We start from the raw sequence: 19,069 nt of genomic DNA, 5'->3' as shown, positions 1-19,069 counted from the left end.
TCGACGATCTCTGGCGTGCAGTCGGCAACATCTGCGACCTGTTCGAGCCCGAAGAATGTTGGAACTACCTCAAGGCCGCTGGCTATGTTGCAGATTAATCGCCTGACGCTCTATCGCAAACATACCGGCGGCTTGCGCACACGCCTTGCCGACGCGATGGGTACGGTGAGCGCCAGACTGAAAAGCCTTGGCCTGACCCCGTGGATCGAACCCAATGCGGGCATGTTCCTCTGGTGCCAACTCCCCGCGGGTCTGGATGCCGCCGATGTGGCACGATCCGCGCTCGCGGAAGGTGTCGTTCTGGCTCCCGGCAATGCCTTCAGTCTCACCCAGGCCGCGAGCGGATTCCTGCGCTTCAATGTCGCGCAGTCTCTCGTCCCAGCCACCTTTTCAGTGCTGGAACGGGCCATGCGGCGAGCTGAGCCGCGACAGAACGCCGGAATCAGGCCCGGCCACGGCAGCGATGCCGCCAAATTAGACATACGCTGAGCGACCATCTTCAGCTATCCAAGAGCGACCAATTCCTTGAAGTCGGTTTCGCGAATGATGCGGAGCTGCAGGCCGGATGCCACCAGTTCCTCAGCTTTGCGATGTTTGGAACTTTTACTGTGACCAGCCAGTTTCTGCACGTCCATATCACCGACCACGAGCAGCGTTGTATTCTTCGTTACGCTAGCGGCTACCGCACATCCAACGGATGCTGCGATGTCTGCGGCTACCCGACGGGGCATATTTAGGGCACCAGTGAACACGATCACCTCACCTGCAAGCGGACCATAAGGGTTGCCTTCGCGCTTGATTGAAGCCGTGCTGCTTGACGTTAGGTCGATGGGTTGCTGCACACGCGCGAGCATGGCCTCTAAGTCGAGACCGCTCTCCTGCATCGCGGCAAGCATAACCTGGCCGGATGCCTTTGCGTCTTCGAGGGCATTATGGTGTTTGAATGGGTAGCCGATCTGCCTACAAACGTCGGCCAGCCCGTAGCCCGACCGGGCACATTCTGCCCAAGTTCTACGAGCGACGCGGGCTGAGTCGAGCCAGGTGCAGTTCGGAGGCGAGATCGAGTGCCTACCTACTGCTTGGTGCACCGCAACTCGGTCGAAGTGTGTGTGTGTTACCACCACCTGATCACCGAGCAGACGGGTGATTTCCGGCGCCGCCTGCTGAAAGGTCGGCGCACCTTGAATGTCGGCTTGATCGATCCCGTGAATTGATACGTTGATAGGGTCAAAATAGTCGCTGGGATCGATGAGCGAATACCATTCGGAGACGAGTGCATTTCCATCAAATTCGGCGACACCGACAGAGCATATGGATGCCATGTCAGCATTCGCTGTCTCGACGTCGATAGCAACAAATCTCACCGGCAGAACGCCTATTCGTAAATTTTCAACTACAGTAACAAAAGGGCCGGCGTTCAACAAGTTGAACGCTATCGAACTATCCCATTTTCATCGAAGATCGTAGCTCGGACGCTGCATGGACTGCATGGGAAGAGGCGATATAAATGTCTTTCATGGGCGCGATCCGGCCATTGAACGTCCGTTGCCGAGACGCCTTGGGGCCGCCTCGCAGCTGGCGACAGAGACGCAAGAATCGCCGCGTTCACCCCGGGTGCGAAGGTTGAATCGACGTTAGCAAAACGGCCGGCCGACTTTACAAAACCGCCGCGATGGCCGATGGCTGAGCGCAACGGCAACCGATGCGGGAAAGGGGCGTGCGATGGTATTGGATATCTCGATCGGCGGAGCCGCGATCCTGATTATCGGCGCCGGCGCGTCCGATCCCCGTGCCGCCTCGCGGTGTGGTGCGGAATGGACCCGTCCGGCTCGCGGTGGTCGGCCCGACAGCACTATCGCTTCCTGATCGCCGGGACGCCCCGTCGATCCGCACATCTCCCGGGAACGCCACGCCGCGCGCCCCAAAATCCAAGAACCGTCTCATGTCCACTTCCGAATTCCGCTCCCGCGTCGCCAGCGCGGAGGACGCGCTCCGCGCGTTGTTCCCCGAAACGCCGCTGCAACTCAACGAGCATCTGTCGGCCCGCTATGGCGCCCGGATTTTCCTCAAGCGCGAGGATCTGACGCCGGTCCGCTCCTACAAGATCCGCGGCGCCTTCAACTTCATGCGCAAGCGCATCGCGGCCGGCTCGGCAACCAGCAAGTTCTGCTGCGCCTCGGCCGGCAATCACGCGCAAGGGTTCGCTTTCGCCTGTCGGCATTTCGGGCTCAAGGGCCGCATCTTCATGCCGGTGACGACGCCGCAGCAGAAGATCGACAAGACCCGCATCTTCGGCGGCGACGCGGTGGAAATCGAACTGATCGGCGACTTCTTCGACGACTGCTACGCCGCGGCCAAGGCCTATTCCGCCGAGACCGGCGCGCCGATGGTGCCGCCCTTCGATCATGAGGACATCGTCGAGGGCCAGGCCAGCGTCGGGCTCGAGATCGAGCGCCAGCTCGACGGCGAGAGGCCGGACATGCTGATCCTGCCGGTGGGGGGAGGCGGGCTTGCCTCGGGGCTCACCCGCTATTTCGAGGGCGACGGGTCGCCCGATTTTCATTTCGTCGAACCGCTCGGCGCCCCCAGCCTGCGCACCAGTCTCGTCGAAGGCAAACTGGTTCGCCTGCCGCAGCTCGACGGCTTCGTCGACGGGGCGGCAGTCGCCGAAATCGGCAAGCTGCCCTTCGAGACGCTGCGTGGTTTCGGGGCGGAGCGGGTGATCCTGTCGCCGGAGGGGCGGCTATGCCAGACCATGCTGGAGATGCTGAATGTCGAGGGCATCGTTTTGGAGCCGGCCGGCGCGCTGGCGATCGACGCGCTGCGCAGCCTGGGCGAGAGTGTGCGCGGCAAGACCGTCGTGCTGGTCGTTTCCGGCGGCAATTTCGATTTCGAGCGGTTGCCCGACGTCAAGGAGCGGGCGCTGCGCTTTGAGGGCCTGAAAAAATACTTCATCCTGCGGCTTGCCCAGCGGCCCGGCGCGCTGAAGGATTTTCTCGACTATCTCGGACCCGACGACGATATCGCGCGTTTTGAGTATCTGAAGAAATCGGCCCGCGATTTCGCCTCGATCCTGATCGGCATCGAGACCAAGGATTCGACGAATTTCGCCGGTCTCCTGAATCGGTTCGAGGAGGGCGGGGTCAGCTACCAGGATATCACCGACAACCATATCCTCGCCGATCTCCTGATTTGATAGGGTCGGCGCCAGTCGTCGTTCCAGCATCGAAGGAAACCGCCGATGACCGGCGTCGTCATTCTCGCCGTCACCTACATCCTCTCGCAGTTCTTCCGCTCCTTTCTCGCAGTTCTCGCACCGGAGCTGACGCGGGATCTGGGGATCGGCGAGGTGGCGCTGTCGAGCGCGGCGGGGCTGTGGTTCATCGCCTTCGCGCTGATGCAGTTTCCGGTCGGATTCGCCCTCGATCGGTATGGTCCGCGTCGTACGGTGGCGCTGTTTCTTCTCGCCGCTGCCGCCGGCTCGACACTGTTCGCATTGGCCAACGGGGCGGTTGCGATCATCGTCGCGATGACTCTGATCGGGGCCGGCTGCGCGCCGATCCTGATGGCGGCGTTCTTTATCTTCGCGCGGACCTTTCACCCGCGCCGCTTCGCGATGTTTGCGTCCTGGTTCGTCGCTTTCGGTCTTGGTGGTGGCGTGCTCGGCTCGGCGCCGCTGGCGCTCGCGGTGGAGGCGGTCGGCTGGCGCCAGGTGATGGCCGGGCTCGCCGTCGTGACCCTGCTTCTGGCCTTGATCATCATGTGGGTGCTGCGCGATCCGCCCGTGCCGACGGCTGAAAACGCGACGGATCGCGGCTCGCTCCTCGATCTTTTACGGATGCGCGAACTCTGGCCCTTGATGGCCATGGCCTTCGTCGCCTATGCGCCGGCGGCAAACCTCCGCGGCCTGTGGGCCGGCCCCTATCTCGCCGACGTCTACGGTTTCGACCTGGCAGGGGTCGGCAACGCGACCTTGCTGATGGCCATCGCCCTGATCGTGGGGACGGTCGCCCACGGGCCGCTCGATGTCATCTTCCGGACCCGCAAATGGATCCCCATTGTCGGCTCGTCGGTGAACGCAATCCTGCTGGCGGGGTTGGCCGTCCTCGGCTCCGGTTCCGCACCGACTGCCGTCATTCTGCTCACCGCGATCACGCTGTTTGGCGCCAACTACGCCCTGATCATGGCTCATGCGCGCAGCTTTATGCAGCCGCATTTGCTGGGGCGCGGCATCACCTTGCTGAACTTTTTCTCGATCGGCGGCGCTGGCGCCATCCAGTTCCTCTCGGGTGGCGTCTTCGCCCTCGCCGATCCCGAGATCTCCTCCGAATCGGCCTACGCCACCGTTTTTGCCTTCTACGCCGTGCTGCTGGTGGCGGGTCTGGTCGCCTACGCCTTCAGCCGTGACCGGCCACCGGAACCCGTGGAGCGGTAGACGGGCTCACGCTGACGCAAGCGCTTGGAATTCGATAGTAATCGGATCGGCAATGCATCGATCGACGCCTTGCATCACATAGCTGGCGTGTTAGGGTAATCACCCCGGACAGGGCTCCCGGAGGGATAGCGGGCGTGGCGCCACCTGATCGCCAGCAAACGGACCGCATCCCGGCCATTTCATTTGAGGACCGCAGAGTTTTCGTGGAGATCTCCGCGGAGCTTGAGCGTGGGAATTGATGTTTCGCCGATATCCGCGAAACGGGGGAGCCGAATTATGCTTGACCAACCGGCCGCGCGAATGCCGCGCAAACGCGACAGCGCCAAGCCAAAAGGACGCCAGCTCGACGAGAGCGCGCACCGCGAGGTTCACGATCTGCTCGGAGATCGGCCGCGGCGGCGCGACCTCTTGATCGAGCACCTTCATTTGATTCAGGATCAATTTGGCTGCCTACAGGCCAAGCATATCCGGGCCTTGGCCGAGGAAATGCGGCTGAGCCAGGTCGAGATCTACGAAGTCGCCTCCTTCTACGACCACTTCGACGTGGTGAAGGAAGGGGAGCCGACGCCCGCGCCGCTGACCATCCGGGTCTGTGATTCGGTGACCTGCATGTGCATGGGCGCCGAGGATGTGATCGCCGGACTGGAGGCGGAAGTCGATCCTGCGAAAGTCCGTGTCATGCGCGCACCCTGCATGGGCGGCTGCGATGTCGCGCCGGCCGCCCGAATCGGCGACCGCGAGGTCGGCCACGCCAGCGCGGCGGGGCTGATTAAGATGGCCGAGGCCGGCGAAACCGGCGTCCTGAAGCCCGACTACGAAGGGCTGGCGGCCTACCGCGCCAAGGGCGGATACGGAATTTGGGAGCAGGTGCGCACCGGCGCGCTCGCCGCCGATACCGTCCTCGAGAAGCTGACCGATGCGTCGCTGCGCGGGCTTGGCGGCGCGGGCTTCCCGGCCGGCAAGAAATGGGGCTTCGTGCGCGGTTATCCTGGCCCGCGCCTGATGACGATCAACGGTGACGAGGGCGAGCCGGGCACCTTCAAGGACCGCTACTATCTCGAACGCAACCCGCATCCGATGTTCGAGGGCGCCCTGATCGGCGCGCATGTCGTCGAGGCGGAGCGGATCTACCTCTACATGCGCGACGAATATCCCGCTGTATTGGAAATCCTGCGAACCGAGATCGCCGCGCTGGAGGCGGCCGGACTGGTCGCGCCGGGCTTCATCGAACTGCGGCGCGGGGCAGGGGCCTACATCTGCGGCGAAGAGAGCGCGATGATCGAGTCGATCGAGGGCAAGCGTGGCCTGCCGCGTCACCGCCCGCCCTATATCGCCGAGGTCGGCGTGTTCGGCCGTCCGACGCTCAACAACAATGTCGAGACGCTCTACTGGGTACCGAAAATCCTGGAGCACGGCGCCGAATGGTTCCGCGCGCAGGGCAAGCCCGACCATCCGGGCATGCGCTCCTGGTCGGTCTCCGGCAGAGTGAAAGATCCCGGCGTCAAGGTTGCGCCGGCGGGTGTGACGATCCGCGAGCTGATCGAGGATCATTGCGGCGGCATGGCCGACGGCCACAGCTTCAAGGCCTATCTGCCGGGCGGTGCGTCAGGTGGGATTCTGCCGGCGAGCCTCGACGACGTGCCGCTCGATTTCGGCGGCAAGCTCGCGGAACTGGGTTCGTTCGTCGGCAGCCACGCGATCGTGGTATTTTCCGATGCGGACAACATCAAGGACGTGGCGCTGAACCTAGTCGATTTCTTCACCCATGAAAGCTGCGGCCAATGCACTCCGTGCCGGGGCGGCACCGAGAAGATGGGCAAGCTCTTGAGGACCGAAGGCAAGCTCGACGAGGCGACAATCCGCGATCTGGAGCAGGTCATGCGCGACGCCTCGATTTGCGGGCTGGGGCAGGCGGCACCGAACCCGGTGAACCATCTGCTGCAATATTTCCGGGGGGATTTGTGATGAGCGGCTCCGATCAGAACAACAGCAACGAAAGCCCAGCCGATATGAGCAATGTATCGCCTGACAACGCAGTGGGACGTGCGGCCTCCGCCGACGGTGGCCGCGTCGCCGGCGACCATGCGGACAGGCTCGAGACGCAAGCCGAGTTGATTAGCTTCACCTTGGACGGCCAGTCGGTTTCCGCCGGCAAGGACGAAACCATCTGGCAAGTCGCCAAGCGCGAGGGCAACCGGATTCCGCATCTGTGTTATCTCGACAAGCCCGGCTATCGCGCGGACGGCAATTGCCGGGCCTGCATGGTCGAAGTCGAGGGCGAGCGCGTGCTGGCGGCGTCGTGTCAGCGCAAGGTGGCCGACGGCATGGTCGTCAAGACGGCCAGCGAGCGCGCCAAGAAATCGCGCGAGATGGTCTTCGAGATGCTGGCCGCCGACATGCGCCCGCCCGAGGAAAGCCCGGACAGCCAATCGTCCTTCTGGAATTGGGCGGCGGATTTCGGGATCACCGGTTCCAAGCGCTTGCCGTCGAAATTCGACGGCAAGAACCCGTCGCTGAACGGCGAGGCCGGGCCAGACAGCGTCGCGGCGTCCACCACCCACGGCATGCCGGACAACACCCCCGGCATCCACGATATTTCCAATCCGGCGATCGCCGTCAATCTCGATGCCTGCATCGCCTGCAATCTGTGCGTTCGCGCCTGCCGCGAAGTGCAGGTCAACGACGTGCTCGGCATGGCCGATCGGGGCCATCACGCGGTGCCGGTGTTCGACATCCACGACCCGATGGGTTTTTCAACCTGCGTGACCTGCGGCGAGTGCGTTCAGGTCTGTCCGACCGGCGCATTGTACGAAAAGACGCTGATGGACACGGACGGCCGCAAGCGCGTCGTCAAGGAATTCGACAAGGTGACGGATTCGGTCTGCCCGTTCTGCGGCGTCGGCTGCCAGACGACGGTTTATTCCAAGGACAACAAGATCGTGCTGGTCGACGGTCGCGATGGGCCGTCCAACGAAAACCGGCTCTGCGTCAAGGGCCGCTTCGGCTTCGACTACGCCATGTCGAAAGACCGGTTGACCAAGCCGCTGATCCGACGCGACGACGCGCCGAAGCGCGGCGACATCGACATGCGCTTCATGGACGTGTCCGACGTCTTCCGCGAGGCAACCTGGGAGGAGGCGATGGAGCGCGCTGCCTCCGGCCTCACCAAGATTCGCGATGCGGATGGCGGCAATGCGATCGCCGGTTTCGGTTCGGCCAAGGGCTCCAACGAGGAAGCCTATCTGTTCCAGAAGCTCATCCGGCAGGGCTTCGGCACCAACAATGTCGACCACTGCACGCGGCTGTGCCACGCCTCCTCGGTGGCGGCGCTGCTCGAGGGCGTCGGATCGGGCGCGGTTTCCGCGCCGTTCATGGATGCCTTGAAGGCCGATTGCGTCATCGTGATCGGCGCACGGCCGGGTCAGAACCATCCGGTCGCCGCGACCTATCTCAAGCAGGCGGCGAAAAATGGCACCAAGCTGATCGTGATAGACCCGCGCGGCCAGGAACTGATGCGCCACGCCTCACATGGGCTGCGCTTCAAGCCGGGCACCGACGTGGCGCTGCTCAACGCGATGCTGCATGTCATCATTGAGGAGAAGCTCTACGACCAGCAATATATCCAGGCCAATGTCAGCGGCTTCGAGGCGCTGAAGGAGAAGGTCAAGGATTTCGCGCCGGAGGCGATGTCAGAGGTCTGCGGCATCGCGGCGGAGGTGATCCGCGACGTCGCCCGCATCTATGCGACGTCGGAACGCTCGATCATCTTCTGGGGCATGGGCATTTCGCAGCACACTCACGGCACCGACAATTCGCGCTGCCTGATCGCGTTGGCGCTGATCACCGGCCATGTCGGGCGTCCGGGCACCGGGCTGCACCCGCTGCGCGGTCAGAACAACGTGCAAGGCGCGTCGGACGCCGGGCTGATCCCGATGTTCTTCCCGGACTACCGCTCCGTCGAGAATGTCGATATCCGCGGCGAGATGGAGGATTTCTGGGGCCGGACGCTCGATCCGAAAAAGGGCCTCACCGTCGTCGAGATCATCGACGCGATCCATGAGGGGTCGATCAAGGGCATGTATGTCATGGGCGAGAATCCGGCGATGTCGGACCCCGACCAGATCCATGCGCGCGCCGCACTGGCCAAGCTCGATCATCTCGTGGTGCAGGACATCTTCCTTACCGAGACGGCCTGGCATGCCGACGTCATCCTGCCGGCGTCCGCCCATGCCGAAAAGCTCGGGACCTATTCCAACACCAATCGGCAGGTGCAGATCGGACGACCCGCGATCGATATGCCCGGCGAGGCGCGGCAGGACTGGGAATTGATCGTCGATCTCGCCAATCGCTCAGGGCTCGACTGGTCCTATGACGGGGTGCCGGCGGTCTATGAGGAAATGCGGCAGGTGATGGCCTCGCTGAACTACATCTCCTGGGACCGGCTGGAGGCGAATGAGAGCGTCACCTATCCGTCGAAGCCCGACGGCGAGGAGCAATGGGTGGTCTTTGACGACAGGTTCCCGACCGCCGACGGCCGTGGCCGCATCGTGCCGGCGGATCTGCGCGCGCCGGACGAGGTGCCCGACGCGGAGTTCCCGATGGTGCTGACCACCGGGCGGCTGCTGGAGCATTGGCACACTGGGTCGATGACCCGGCGCGCCGAGGTGCTCGACGCGATCGAGCCCGAGGGTATCGCCGCGATGAATCCGCGCGAGATCGCCAAGCACGGCCTTCGGGCCGGCGAGATGATCGCGGTGGAGACGCGCCGCGGCACGATCGAGGCCGTGCTGCGGGCCGATCGCGAGGTCGCCGACGGCATGGTGTTCATCCCGTTCTGCTTCAACGAATCGCCGGCGAACCGTCTGACCAATCCGATGCTCGACCCCTACGGGAAGATCCCGGAGTTCAAGTTCTGCGCNGGCATGGTGTTCATCCCGTTCTGCTTCAACGAATCGCCGGCGAACCGTCTGACCAATCCGATGCTCGACCCCTACGGGAAGATCCCGGAGTTCAAGTTCTGCGCGGCGAAAGTGTCGGCCGCGTCGATTCGTGAGGCCGCGGAATAGGGCAGGGTTTCGGCCGCCTGGCAGCCGGCGGCCGGACAGCAAAACGCCGACGAAGCGACCCTGTCGTTTCGTCGGCGTTGTCGTTTCCGGGCAGGTCCGCGGAGCGTTACGGTGTCAGCAGGATCTTGCCGCGATGGGTGGCCGCTTCCATCATCTTATGCGCCTCGGCCGCTTGCTCGAACGGCAGCACGGCATGGGTCTTGGTTTTCAGCGTGCCGTCGGCGAACAGCGGCCAGACTTTTTCTTTGAGATCGGCCGCCACCGCCGCCTTGAACGCGTCGGGACGGCTACGCAGCGTCGAGCCGGTATAGGTCAGACGCTTGAGCATAACCGGCATCAGGTCGATTTCGACCTTCGAACCGGCGTTGAAAGCCAATTGCACGATATGGCCGTCGGCCTTGGCGGCCTTGATGTTGCGGGCAATGTAAGGCCCGCCGATGATATCCAGGATCAGGTTCGCACCGCCTGCCGCGCGGACGACTTCGACAAAATCTTCCTTGGTGTAGTCGATCGCCCGTTCCGCGCCATTGGCGATACAGAATGCCGCGTCGTCAGCGTTAGCGCAGGTGGTGAAGACGCGCATGCCGAGCGCCGCGCCCAACTGGGTGGCGGTTGAGCCGATGCCGCCGGCGCCGCCATGAACCAGGAAGATCTGGCCTTTGGTAGATTCGCGGCCGAGAAAGCAATTGCTCCAGACGGTGAAGAAGGTTTCGCACAGGCCGGCGGCGTCGATGTCGCTGACGCCCTCCGGTATCGGCAGGCAATGGCCGGCGTCGATCGTCACATATTCGGCGTAGCCACCGCCATTGGTCAGCCCGCAGACCTTGTCGTCGACGGACCAGGCCGTCACGTCCGCGCCGAGCGCGGCAATTTCGCCCGAGACTTCGAGCCCCAACAGATCGGACGCGCCCTTGGGGGGTGGATAGTGACCGCGCCGCTGCACGAGGTCGGGGCCGTTGATGCCAGCGGCGGTGACCTTGACCAGCACTTCGTGAGCGGCAGGAATGGGAACGGGACGGGAGCCGATTTCCAGGACATCCGGCGCGCCGGCCTCGCGCATTTCGATTGTTTTCATCGACTCGGGCATCGCGGCTGTCTCCTCGGTTGTTGAACCACGCATGATGGCCCCACGTGGGGGCCATCTCGTCGTCGGATGCTTTAACGGGGAAAGGGACGCGGTATCAAATCGCGAGATCGCGCCCAACCGAGCGGTGAACGCCCCGTCGTCAGCCTTTGAGGAGTTCGACGAGGGTTTTGCCGAGTTGTGCGGGGGAGGGCGAGACGCGGATGCCGGCGGCTTCCATCGCCGCGATCTTGTCCTCGGCGCCGCCCTTGCCGCCGGAAACCACCGCCCCGGCATGGCCCATGGTGCGGCCCTTCGGCGCCGTCCGCCCGGCAATGAAGCCGACCGTCGGCTTCGAGCGGCCCTTCTTCGCCTCGTCCTTCAGGAACTGCGCCGCCTCTTCCTCGGCCGCGCCGCCGATCTCGCCGATCATGATGATCGACTGCGTTTCGTCGTCGGCCAGGAACAGCTCCAGCATGTCGATGAACTCGGTGCCCTTGACCGGATCGCCGCCGATGCCGACCGCCGTCGTCTGGCCGAGCCCCGCGCTGGTGGTCTGGAACACCGCCTCGTAGGTCAACGTGCCCGACCGCGACACGATCCCGACATTGCCCTTCTTAAAGATGTTGCCCGGCATGATGCCGATCTTGCACTCGTTGGGGGTCAACACGCCGGGGCAGTTCGGCCCGAGCAGCCGGGATTTGGATGTGTCGAGCCTGGCCTTGACCTTGACCATGTCCATCACCGGGATGCCTTCGGTGATGCAGACGATCAGGCCGATCTCGGCGGCGATCGCCTCCTCGATCGCGGCGGCCGCGCCCGCCGGCGGCACGTAGATCACGCTGGCGTCGGCGCCGGTCTTGGCTTTCGCCTCCCCCACCGAGGCGAAGATCGGCAGTTCGACGGCGCGGCCGTCGGCGCTGCCCTGCCACATCTCGCCGCCCTTCTTGGGATGGGTGCCGGCGACCATCTGGGTGCCATGATAAGCCAGTGCCTGTTCGGTGTGGAACGAGCCGGTCTTGCCGGTCAGACCCTGGACGATGATCTTGGTGTTCTTGTCGACGAGTATGGACATGGTTTTCGCGAGACTCCGTTAGGGTCAATCAGCTGGAAGCAGAAGAAAAGAGGCGGGCGACGGGAGGGTGCCGCCCGCCGAGGAAACGATTCAACCCACGGCCTTGACGATTTTCTGCGCCGCGTCGTCGAGATCGTCGGCGGCGGTGATGGCCAGGCCGCTGTCGTTGAGGATCGCCTTGCCCTTGTCGACATTGGTGCCTTCCAGCCGCACCACCAGCGGCACTTTCAGCCCGACTTCCTTGACCGCCGCGACGACGCCCTCGGCGATCACGTCGCAGCGCATGATGCCGCCGAAGATATTGACCAAGATGCCTTTGACGTTCGGGTCCGAGGTGATGATCTTGAACGCCTCGGTGACCTTTTCCTTGGTCGCGCCGCCGCCGACGTCGAGGAAGTTCGCCGGCTCCTTGCCGTACAGCTTGATGATGTCCATCGTCGCCATGGCGAGACCGGCGCCGTTGACCATGCAGCCGATGTCGCCGTCGAGCGCCACATAGGCCAGATCGTGCTTCGACGCCTCGATCTCCTTGGCGTCCTCTTCCGATTCGTCGCGCAGCGCCTTGATGTCGTCGTGGCGGTAGAGCGCGTTGCCGTCGAACGACACCTTGGCGTCGAGCACCCTCAGATGCCCGTCCTTCAAGACAATCAGCGGGTTGATCTCGAGAAGGCTCATGTCCTTCTCGGTGTAGGCCTTGTAGAGGATCGGAAAGAGCGTCATCCCGTCGGCGCGGGCCGGCCCGTCGAGCTTCAACGCGTCGCAGAGCCTGGTGGCGTCGGCTGCGGTCACACCGGCGAGCGGGTCGATCGCGACATTGTGGATTTTCTCCGGCGTTGCCTCGGCCACCGCCTCGATGTCCATGCCGCCCTCGGTCGAGACGACGAAGGCGACGCGGCCGACCGTGCGGTCGACGAGCAGCGACAGATAGAGCTCACGGTCGATATCGGCGCCGTCCTCGATATAGAGGCGGTTGACCTGCTTGCCGGCGGGGCCGGTCTGCTTGGTGACCAGCGTATTGCCGAGCATCTCTTTGACGTCGGCGACGACGGCCTCGATCGATTTGGCCAGCCGGACGCCGCCCTTGGCGTCCTCACCGAGTTCGGTGAACTTGCCCTTGCCGCGGCCGCCGGCGTGGATCTGGCTCTTGACCACATAGACCGGCCCCGGCAACTGCCGCGCCGCGGCGTCGGCCTGCGAGGCCTCGGTGATCGCCACGCCCGCCGCGACCGGCGCCCCAAAACCCTTGAGAACTTGCTTGGCCTGATATTCGTGGATGTTCATGTCTGGGAAATCCCCCCGGATAGTGGTGATTGGCTATTTGATTCTGGGCAGCATCTTCTTGAAGGAGGGCGTGCCGGCTTTGCCGAGCCATTCGAAGACGACCATTTCACTGGTGACGATGCCGACGCCGGCCGCGCCGAGCCTTTGCAGGCAGGCGTGTTCGCTCTCGGCCGATCGCGACGCTGTCGCGTCCGACGCAACGAAAACCTGATATCCCGCCTCAAGCAGGCTCGCGGCCGTCTGCACGACGCAGATATGCGCTTCCATTCCCGCCAGGATGATCTGCTGCCGTCCGAGAGCGGTCAGGGCTGACGAAAACGCGCTGTCTTCCATGCAGGAAAAATGCACTTTCTCGAAGACTGGGAAGCCGGTTGCGACGGACGCGAGCTCCGCCATCGTATGGCCCAGTCCCGCCGGATATTGCTCGGTCAACAGCACCGGGACACCGACTTCGCGCGCGGCCTCGATCAGCAGTGCGGCATTCTTCAAAGTACGCGCTGGCGCCAACATGGCCGGCACCAGCCGTTCCTGCATGTCGATAACGACGAGAGCGGAATCCTTAGCTCTGATCAACATGCATTCCGTCCTCCCCTTAGACGGGTGAAACCGTCGACAAATGTCTGTCAACTGGTATGCCATACGCCAGATACCGTCAAGAGAAAGGCAGAAAATTTGGAATTCTAATGCCCCTAACCCTTGCAATCACTGGCTTTCCCCGTTCCCCACAGCAATTCCCCAATTGCCCCATTGACGCATTCTCGCTCCGATGTATGGTATACCACATAAGGCACACGCAAGCGGCTTGACGCCCTTTCGACAGATGCCGGGGTGCGAAGTAGGGGAGGCGTTCGGACTGTGTCGATTACCAGCAAGCTGACGCCGATCGCCGTGAACTTCACGCTGAAGGATCACACCTACGACGTGCTCCGCGAAGCCATCCTTGACATGAATATCTACGACGAAGGCGCCGATCTGCGTCTCGATGAGCGCACCATCGCTGGGCAGTTGGGAATATCGCGCACGCCCATTCGCGAAGCCTTGGCGCGATTGGCGCAGGAGGGTTTTGTAGAAATCCTTCCGCGCAAAGGGGTGTTCGTCAAGCGCAAGTCCATGAACGAAGTGCTGGAGATGGTCGTCACTTGGGCGGCGCTGGAAAGCATGGCGGCCCGGCTCGCCGCTGAGCGTGCCTCGGGGACGGAGCTTGGCTCCTTGCGCAAATTCGCGATGAAGCACAGTACCCATGCCGCGCGCGCCGACATCGAGGAATATTCGGAAGCCAATATCGTGTTCCACCAGCGCATTCTGGAGCTGTCCGGCTGCGCGCTGCTCAAGTCGACGGCCGACGGTCTGTTCCAGCACATGCATGCCGTGCGCCGGCGGGCGATGGGCGAAAACGACCGGGCGACGCGATCGGTGGTCGACCACATGGAGATCGTCGAGGCGCTTGAGGCGCGCGACGCCGATGTCGCCAGCCGCCTGGTGCGTGAGCACACCATGAAACTGCATGATCATGTGCGGGCCGCCTGGGTTCGCATTGAATCGCTGAATCGTAAACGCATTGAGGCCGGTTGAACGGTTTCGCATGTCACAGACGAGGTCGACTGCGAGGTCGACCCAGCCGAGGGGCTTCCGGGAGGAAACAGAATGTCAGCAGTAGCGAAAAGCACGGAAACGGATGTCGCTGAGGCCGATGCGCAGCAGGCGCTGACGGATGGGTTTCACCTTGTCATCGACGCGCTCAAGCTCAACGACATCAATACGATCTATGGTGTTCCGGGCATCCCGATCACCGATTTCGGTCGCATGGCACAAGCGGAGGGGATGCGCGTCATCTCGTTCCGGCACGAACAGAATGCCGGCAACGCCGCGGCCATCGCCGGCTATCTCACGCAAAAGCCCGGCATCTGCCTGACGGTTTCGGCGCCTGGCTTCCTGAATGGTCTGACGGCTTTGGCGCACGCCACCACCAATTGCTGGCCGATGATCCAGATTTCCGGCTCGTCCGAGCGCGAGATCGTCGATCTTCAGCAGGGCGACTACGAGGAGATGGACCAACTGGCGATCGCCAAGCCCCTGTGCAAGGCGGCCTACCGCATCCTGCACGCCGAGGATATCGGCATCGGTATCGCCCGGGCCATTCGGGCGGCGGTCTCGGGGCGTCCCGGCGGCGTCTATCTCGATCTGCCCGCGAAGTTGTTCGGCCAGGTCATGGACGCGGCGGCTGGTGCCAAGTCGCTGGTCAAAGTCATCGATCCGGCCCCCAAGCAACTGCCCGCGCCGGATGCCGTCGCCCGCGCGCTGGATGTGATCAAGGGGGCGAAGAAGCCATTGATCATCCTCGGCAAGGGCGCCTCCTATGCCCAGGCCGACGACGAGATCCGCGCGCTGGTCGAAAACAGCGGCATTCCCTACCTGCCGATGAGCATGGCCAAGGGACTGCTTCCCGATACGCATCCGCAATCGGCGGGCGCCGCGCGCTCGCTGGTGCTTAAGGAAGCCGATGTCGTCGTGATGATCGGCGCCCGCCTCAACTGGCTACTGTCGCACGGCAAGGGCAAGCAGTGGGGCTCCGAGCCGAAGAAGTTCGTCCAGATCGATATCGAGCCGAAGGAAATGGACAGCAATGTTGAGATCGCGGCCCCTCTGGTCGGCGATATCGGCTCCTGCGTTTCCGCGCTGCTCGCTGGCATGGATGGTAGCTGGCAGGCCCCGCCCGCCAGTTGGACCGACATGATCCGGGAGAAGGTCGAGGCCAACGTCGCCAAGATGGCGCCGCGGCTGATGAACAACAATTCGCCAATGGATTTCCATGGCGCGTTGGGCGCCCTGAAGACCATCATCAAGGAGCGTCCCGACGCCATCCTCGTCAATGAGGGCGCCAACACGCTGGATTTCGCTCGGTCGATCATCGACATGTACAAACCTCGCAAGCGGCTCGACGTCGGCACTTGGGGCGTCATGGGCGTCGGCATGGGCACCGCCATCGCGGCAGCAATCGAGACCGGCCAGCCGGTGCTGGCAATCGAGGGCGACAGCGCCTTCGGTTTCTCCGGCATGGAGGTGGAGACGATCTGCCGGTATAATTTGCCGGTCTGCATCGTTGTCTTCAACAACAACGGCATCTATCGCGGCACCGACGTCAATCCGACCGGCGGGGCGGACGCCGCGACGACCGTCTTCGTCAAGAATGCTCGCTACGACAAGATGATGGAAGCGTTCGGCGGCGTCGGCGTCTACGCCACGACGCCGGACGAACTGCGCCGCGCCGTCAATGAAGCGATGGATTCCGGTAAGCCTACGCTCATCAACGCGGAGATCGACGAAAAGGCCGGCACCGAGAGCGGCCGCATCGGCAATCTCAACCCACAAAGCGTCGTTGCCAAGAAATAGCGTCAACGCCGCCGATTGAACTCAGAACAGCAGGTACCCGCCATGAAGGCACTGGAAGGCATCAAGATCCTGGATTTCACCCATGTCCAGTCCGGACCGACCTGCACGCAGTTGCTGGCCTGGTTTGGAGCGGACGTCATCAAGGTGGAACGGCCGGGCGTGGGCGACGCGACGCGCAAGCAGTTGGTCGACGTACCGGGTGCCGATAGCCTCTATTTCACCATGCTCAACCACAACAAGCGGTCGATCGAGCTCGATTCCAAGAACGCTACCGGCAAGGAAGTGCTGACCCGGCTGGTCGAGGAATGCGACGTCCTGGTGGAGAACTTCGCGCCCGGCGCGCTGGATCGGATGGGCTTTTCCTGGGAGCGGATCCAGCAGATCAACCCGCGCATCATCATGGCGTCGATCAAGGGCTTCGGCCCGGGTAAATATGCCGACTGTAAGGTCTACGAGAACGTCGCGCAGTGCGCTGGCGGTTCGGCTTCGACGACCGGTTTCCTCGACGGCCCGCCTTTGGTGACAGGCGCGCAGATCGGCGATTCCGGCACGGGACTGCATTTGTGTCTCGGTATCGTGACCGCCCTGTTCCAGCGCGAGAAGACGGGGCGGGGCCAGAAGGTCTCCTGCGCGATGCAGGACTCCGTGCTCAATCTTGCCCGGGTGAAACTGCGCGATCAGCAGCGCCTGGAAAAGGGTCCGCTGAAGGAATACTCGCAGTATGGCGAGGGCATCCCCTTCGGCGAAGCGACGCCGCGCGCCGGCAATGATTCCGGCGGCGGCCAGCCCGGCCGCATTCTCAAATGCAAGGGCTGGGAACAGGATCCCAACGCCTACACCTATTTCATCATCCAGGCCGCGGCCTGGGAAAAGGTCTGCGACGTCATCGACAAGCCGGAGTGGAAGACCCAGGCAGGCTATGCCAAGCCGCCGGAGCGGCTCGACAAGCTCAACGAGATCTTCTCGACCATCGAGGAGTGGACCAAGACCAAGACCAAGTTCGAGATCATGGATATCTGCAATCCGCTGGACATTCCTGTCGGGCCGATCCTTTCCATGAAAGAAATCGCCGAGGATGAAGGGCTTTACGCGACCGGAACAATGGTCCGCGTCGCTCATCCCGAGCGCGGCGAATATCTCAGCGTCGGCTGCCCGATCAAACTGTCGGACAGCCCTGCGGAAGTGCTCCGCTCGCCGCTGTTGGGTGAACACACGGCGGAAATCCTGTCGGATGTGCTTGGCTATCGTGGCGACGACCTCAAACGGGTCATCGGCTCGGGCGCCGTGGGAGACGTCAAGGCGGAAGCAGCGGAATAAAACGGACGCAGCGATAAAGCCGTGCCGTTCAGGGAGGAAATATGCGTATCGTAGTTCACGGCCAACAAGCCTTTGGTAAGGCCGTTCTGGAACGGTTGCTGGAGCGCGGCGAAGATGTCGTCGCGGTCTGCACCGCCCCCACGAAGGAAGGCAAGCCAGAGGACCCGTTGGCCGAACTGGCCCGGGAAAAGGGGATCGCGCTGCATCAGCCGGCTTCCTGGAAGACGCCCGAAGCGCTGGAATTGATGCAGTCCTTCGACGCTGACGTCTGCATGATGGCCTATGTGCTGCTGTTCGTACCGGAGGCGGTGCGCGACGCGCCGAAATTCGGAACGTTCCAGTATCACCCATCGCTCTGCCCCCATCATCGTGGGCCGAGCTCGATCAACTGGCCCATCGCGATGGGCAGGGAGCAGACTGGACTCACCATCTTCTGGCCCGATGACGGGCTCGATGAAGGTCCGATCCTGCTGCAGAAAACCTGCGCGATCGGACCGGACGAAACCTTGGGCGACGTCTACTTCAAGAAGCTTTTCCCGATGGGCGTCGATGCCATGATGGAGAGCCTCGACCTGGTGAAGGCGGGGGTTATCCTCAAGCACGACCAGCGGCTCGACCAGGGCTCCTACGAGAGCTGGTTCAAGAAGGCGAACGCGGAAGTCGACTGGGCGAAGCCGGTCGCCGACCAGTACAACATCATCCGCGCGGCCAACCCGACGCCAGGCGCCTGGACGACCCACAAGGGCGACACCGTCCAGATCTACGACTCGGCCCGCGCCGACGGCGAGGGAACGGCTGGACAAATCGTCGAGGTCTCGGCGGAAGGCGTAACCGTTCAGGGTAACGGTGGCCGCATCATCATCAAACGCGTTCGTCCTGCGGGCGGAGACAAGCAGCCGGCGGCCGACTGGGCCGCATCGGCGGGCCTTTCCGCCGGCGACATCCTCGGATCATAACTCGGGAAAAGATATTATTATGGCGTTCAAGACCGACATTGAGATTGCCCGCGAGGCGAAGAAGCTGCCGATCCAGGAGATCGGGGCGAAGCTGGGGATCGGGCTCGAGGATTTGGTGCCTTATGGGCATGACAAGGCCAAGGTTTCGGCGGATTTCATCGCCCGTCAGGCGGACAAGCCGAACGGCAAGCTGATCCTGGTGACGGCGATCAACCCGACGCCGGCCGGCGAGGGCAAGACGACGACGACGGTCGGGCTCGGCGACGGGCTGAATTCGATTGGCAAGAAGGCGGCGGTGTGTATCCGCGAGGCCTCGCTCGGTCCGTGCTTCGGCATGAAGGGCGGCGCGGCCGGCGGCGGCTATGCCCAGGTTGTGCCGATGGAGGAGATGAACCTCCACTTCACCGGTGACTTCCACGCCATCACCAGCGCGCACAACCTTCTGTCGGCGCTGATCGACAACCACATCTACTGGGGCAACTCGCT

13 protein-coding genes and 2 pseudogenes are annotated in these 19,069 nt (G+C 63.2%); 10 read left to right on the top strand and 5 right to left on the bottom strand.

The genetic code is table 11. The features are described 5' to 3' along the window. Positions 1-111: 111 nt before the first annotated feature. Positions 112-489 (top strand): annotated as a pseudogene (locus tag VQ045_RS19785) (aminotransferase class I/II-fold pyridoxal phosphate-dependent enzyme); the annotation flags it as partial. Between the two features lie 14 nt (positions 490-503). On the opposite strand, the gene VQ045_RS19780 reads toward VQ045_RS19785, so the two are convergent. Then, complete coding sequence (locus VQ045_RS19780) at positions 504-1,424, bottom strand: exonuclease domain-containing protein (protein WP_331831331.1); 921 nt, start codon at positions 1,422-1,424, stop codon at positions 504-506. Positions 1,425-1,942: 518 nt separating this feature from the next. Between VQ045_RS19780 and ilvA the strand changes: the two genes are divergently transcribed. From ilvA to fdhF, 4 genes and pseudogenes are all read left to right on the top strand, one after another. Continuing rightward, positions 1,943-3,196 (top strand): threonine ammonia-lyase IlvA, encoded by a 1,254-nt coding sequence (gene ilvA, locus VQ045_RS19775; protein WP_327625266.1) that lies wholly within the window; start codon positions 1,943-1,945, stop codon positions 3,194-3,196. Between the two features lie 45 nt (positions 3,197-3,241). Next, on the top strand, positions 3,242-4,435 hold the full coding sequence (locus VQ045_RS19770) for an MFS transporter (RefSeq protein WP_327625265.1): 1,194 nt from the start codon (positions 3,242-3,244) through the stop codon (positions 4,433-4,435). A 276-nt stretch (positions 4,436-4,711) separates the two neighbouring features. Beyond that, positions 4,712-6,400, top strand: coding sequence for an NAD(P)H-dependent oxidoreductase subunit E (locus tag VQ045_RS19765; RefSeq protein ID WP_331831330.1), 1,689 nt, complete (start codon positions 4,712-4,714; stop codon positions 6,398-6,400). A gap of 146 nt (positions 6,401-6,546) precedes the next feature. Then, positions 6,547-9,363 (top strand): annotated as a pseudogene (gene fdhF, locus VQ045_RS19760) (formate dehydrogenase subunit alpha); the annotation flags it as partial. A gap of 244 nt (positions 9,364-9,607) precedes the next feature. Here fdhF and VQ045_RS19755 read toward each other — a convergent pair. The 4 genes from VQ045_RS19755 to VQ045_RS19740 form a co-directional block, all read right to left on the bottom strand. Further along, positions 9,608-10,588 carry an NAD(P)H-quinone oxidoreductase gene (locus VQ045_RS19755; RefSeq protein ID WP_331831328.1) on the bottom strand — a complete coding sequence of 327 codons (981 nt, stop codon included), beginning with the start codon at positions 10,586-10,588 and terminating at the stop codon, positions 9,608-9,610. A 139-nt stretch (positions 10,589-10,727) separates the two neighbouring features. Then, positions 10,728-11,639 (bottom strand): succinate--CoA ligase subunit alpha, encoded by a 912-nt coding sequence (gene sucD, locus VQ045_RS19750; RefSeq protein WP_331831327.1) that lies wholly within the window; start codon positions 11,637-11,639, stop codon positions 10,728-10,730. Positions 11,640-11,729: 90 nt separating this feature from the next. Next, positions 11,730-12,920, bottom strand: a complete 1,191-nt coding sequence (gene sucC / locus VQ045_RS19745; protein WP_331831326.1) for an ADP-forming succinate--CoA ligase subunit beta — start codon at positions 12,918-12,920, stop codon at positions 11,730-11,732. A gap of 33 nt (positions 12,921-12,953) precedes the next feature. Continuing rightward, positions 12,954-13,496: a hydrolase gene (locus VQ045_RS19740; protein ID WP_331831325.1), complete on the bottom strand. Its 543-nt coding sequence runs from the start codon at positions 13,494-13,496 to the stop codon at positions 12,954-12,956. A 279-nt stretch (positions 13,497-13,775) separates the two neighbouring features. On the opposite strand from VQ045_RS19740, the gene VQ045_RS19735 reads away from it, so the two are divergent. The 5 genes from VQ045_RS19735 to VQ045_RS19715 form a co-directional block, all read left to right on the top strand. Further along, positions 13,776-14,492 (top strand): GntR family transcriptional regulator, encoded by a 717-nt coding sequence (locus VQ045_RS19735; protein ID WP_331831324.1) that lies wholly within the window; start codon positions 13,776-13,778, stop codon positions 14,490-14,492. A gap of 72 nt (positions 14,493-14,564) precedes the next feature. Further along, the gene (gene oxc, locus VQ045_RS19730) at positions 14,565-16,310 is read left to right on the top strand and encodes an oxalyl-CoA decarboxylase (RefSeq protein ID WP_331831323.1); all 1,746 of its coding nucleotides are present in this window, start codon (positions 14,565-14,567) and stop codon (positions 16,308-16,310) included. A gap of 42 nt (positions 16,311-16,352) precedes the next feature. Further along, complete coding sequence (gene frc / locus VQ045_RS19725; protein WP_331831322.1) at positions 16,353-17,627, top strand: formyl-CoA transferase; 1,275 nt, start codon at positions 16,353-16,355, stop codon at positions 17,625-17,627. 41 nt (positions 17,628-17,668) lie between these two features. After that, positions 17,669-18,583: a methionyl-tRNA formyltransferase gene (locus VQ045_RS19720; RefSeq protein WP_331831321.1), complete on the top strand. Its 915-nt coding sequence runs from the start codon at positions 17,669-17,671 to the stop codon at positions 18,581-18,583. 19 nt (positions 18,584-18,602) lie between these two features. Then, positions 18,603-19,069 (top strand): formate--tetrahydrofolate ligase (locus VQ045_RS19715; protein WP_331831004.1); only part of this gene is annotated, 467 nt, incomplete at its 3' end.

It is taken from the genome of Aurantimonas sp. E1-2-R+4 (genome assembly GCF_036549515.1).
In the GTDB taxonomy this organism is placed as follows: domain Bacteria; phylum Pseudomonadota; class Alphaproteobacteria; order Rhizobiales; family Rhizobiaceae; genus Aurantimonas; species Aurantimonas coralicida_A.
This window is presented reverse-complemented; position numbering and strand designations above follow the sequence as displayed.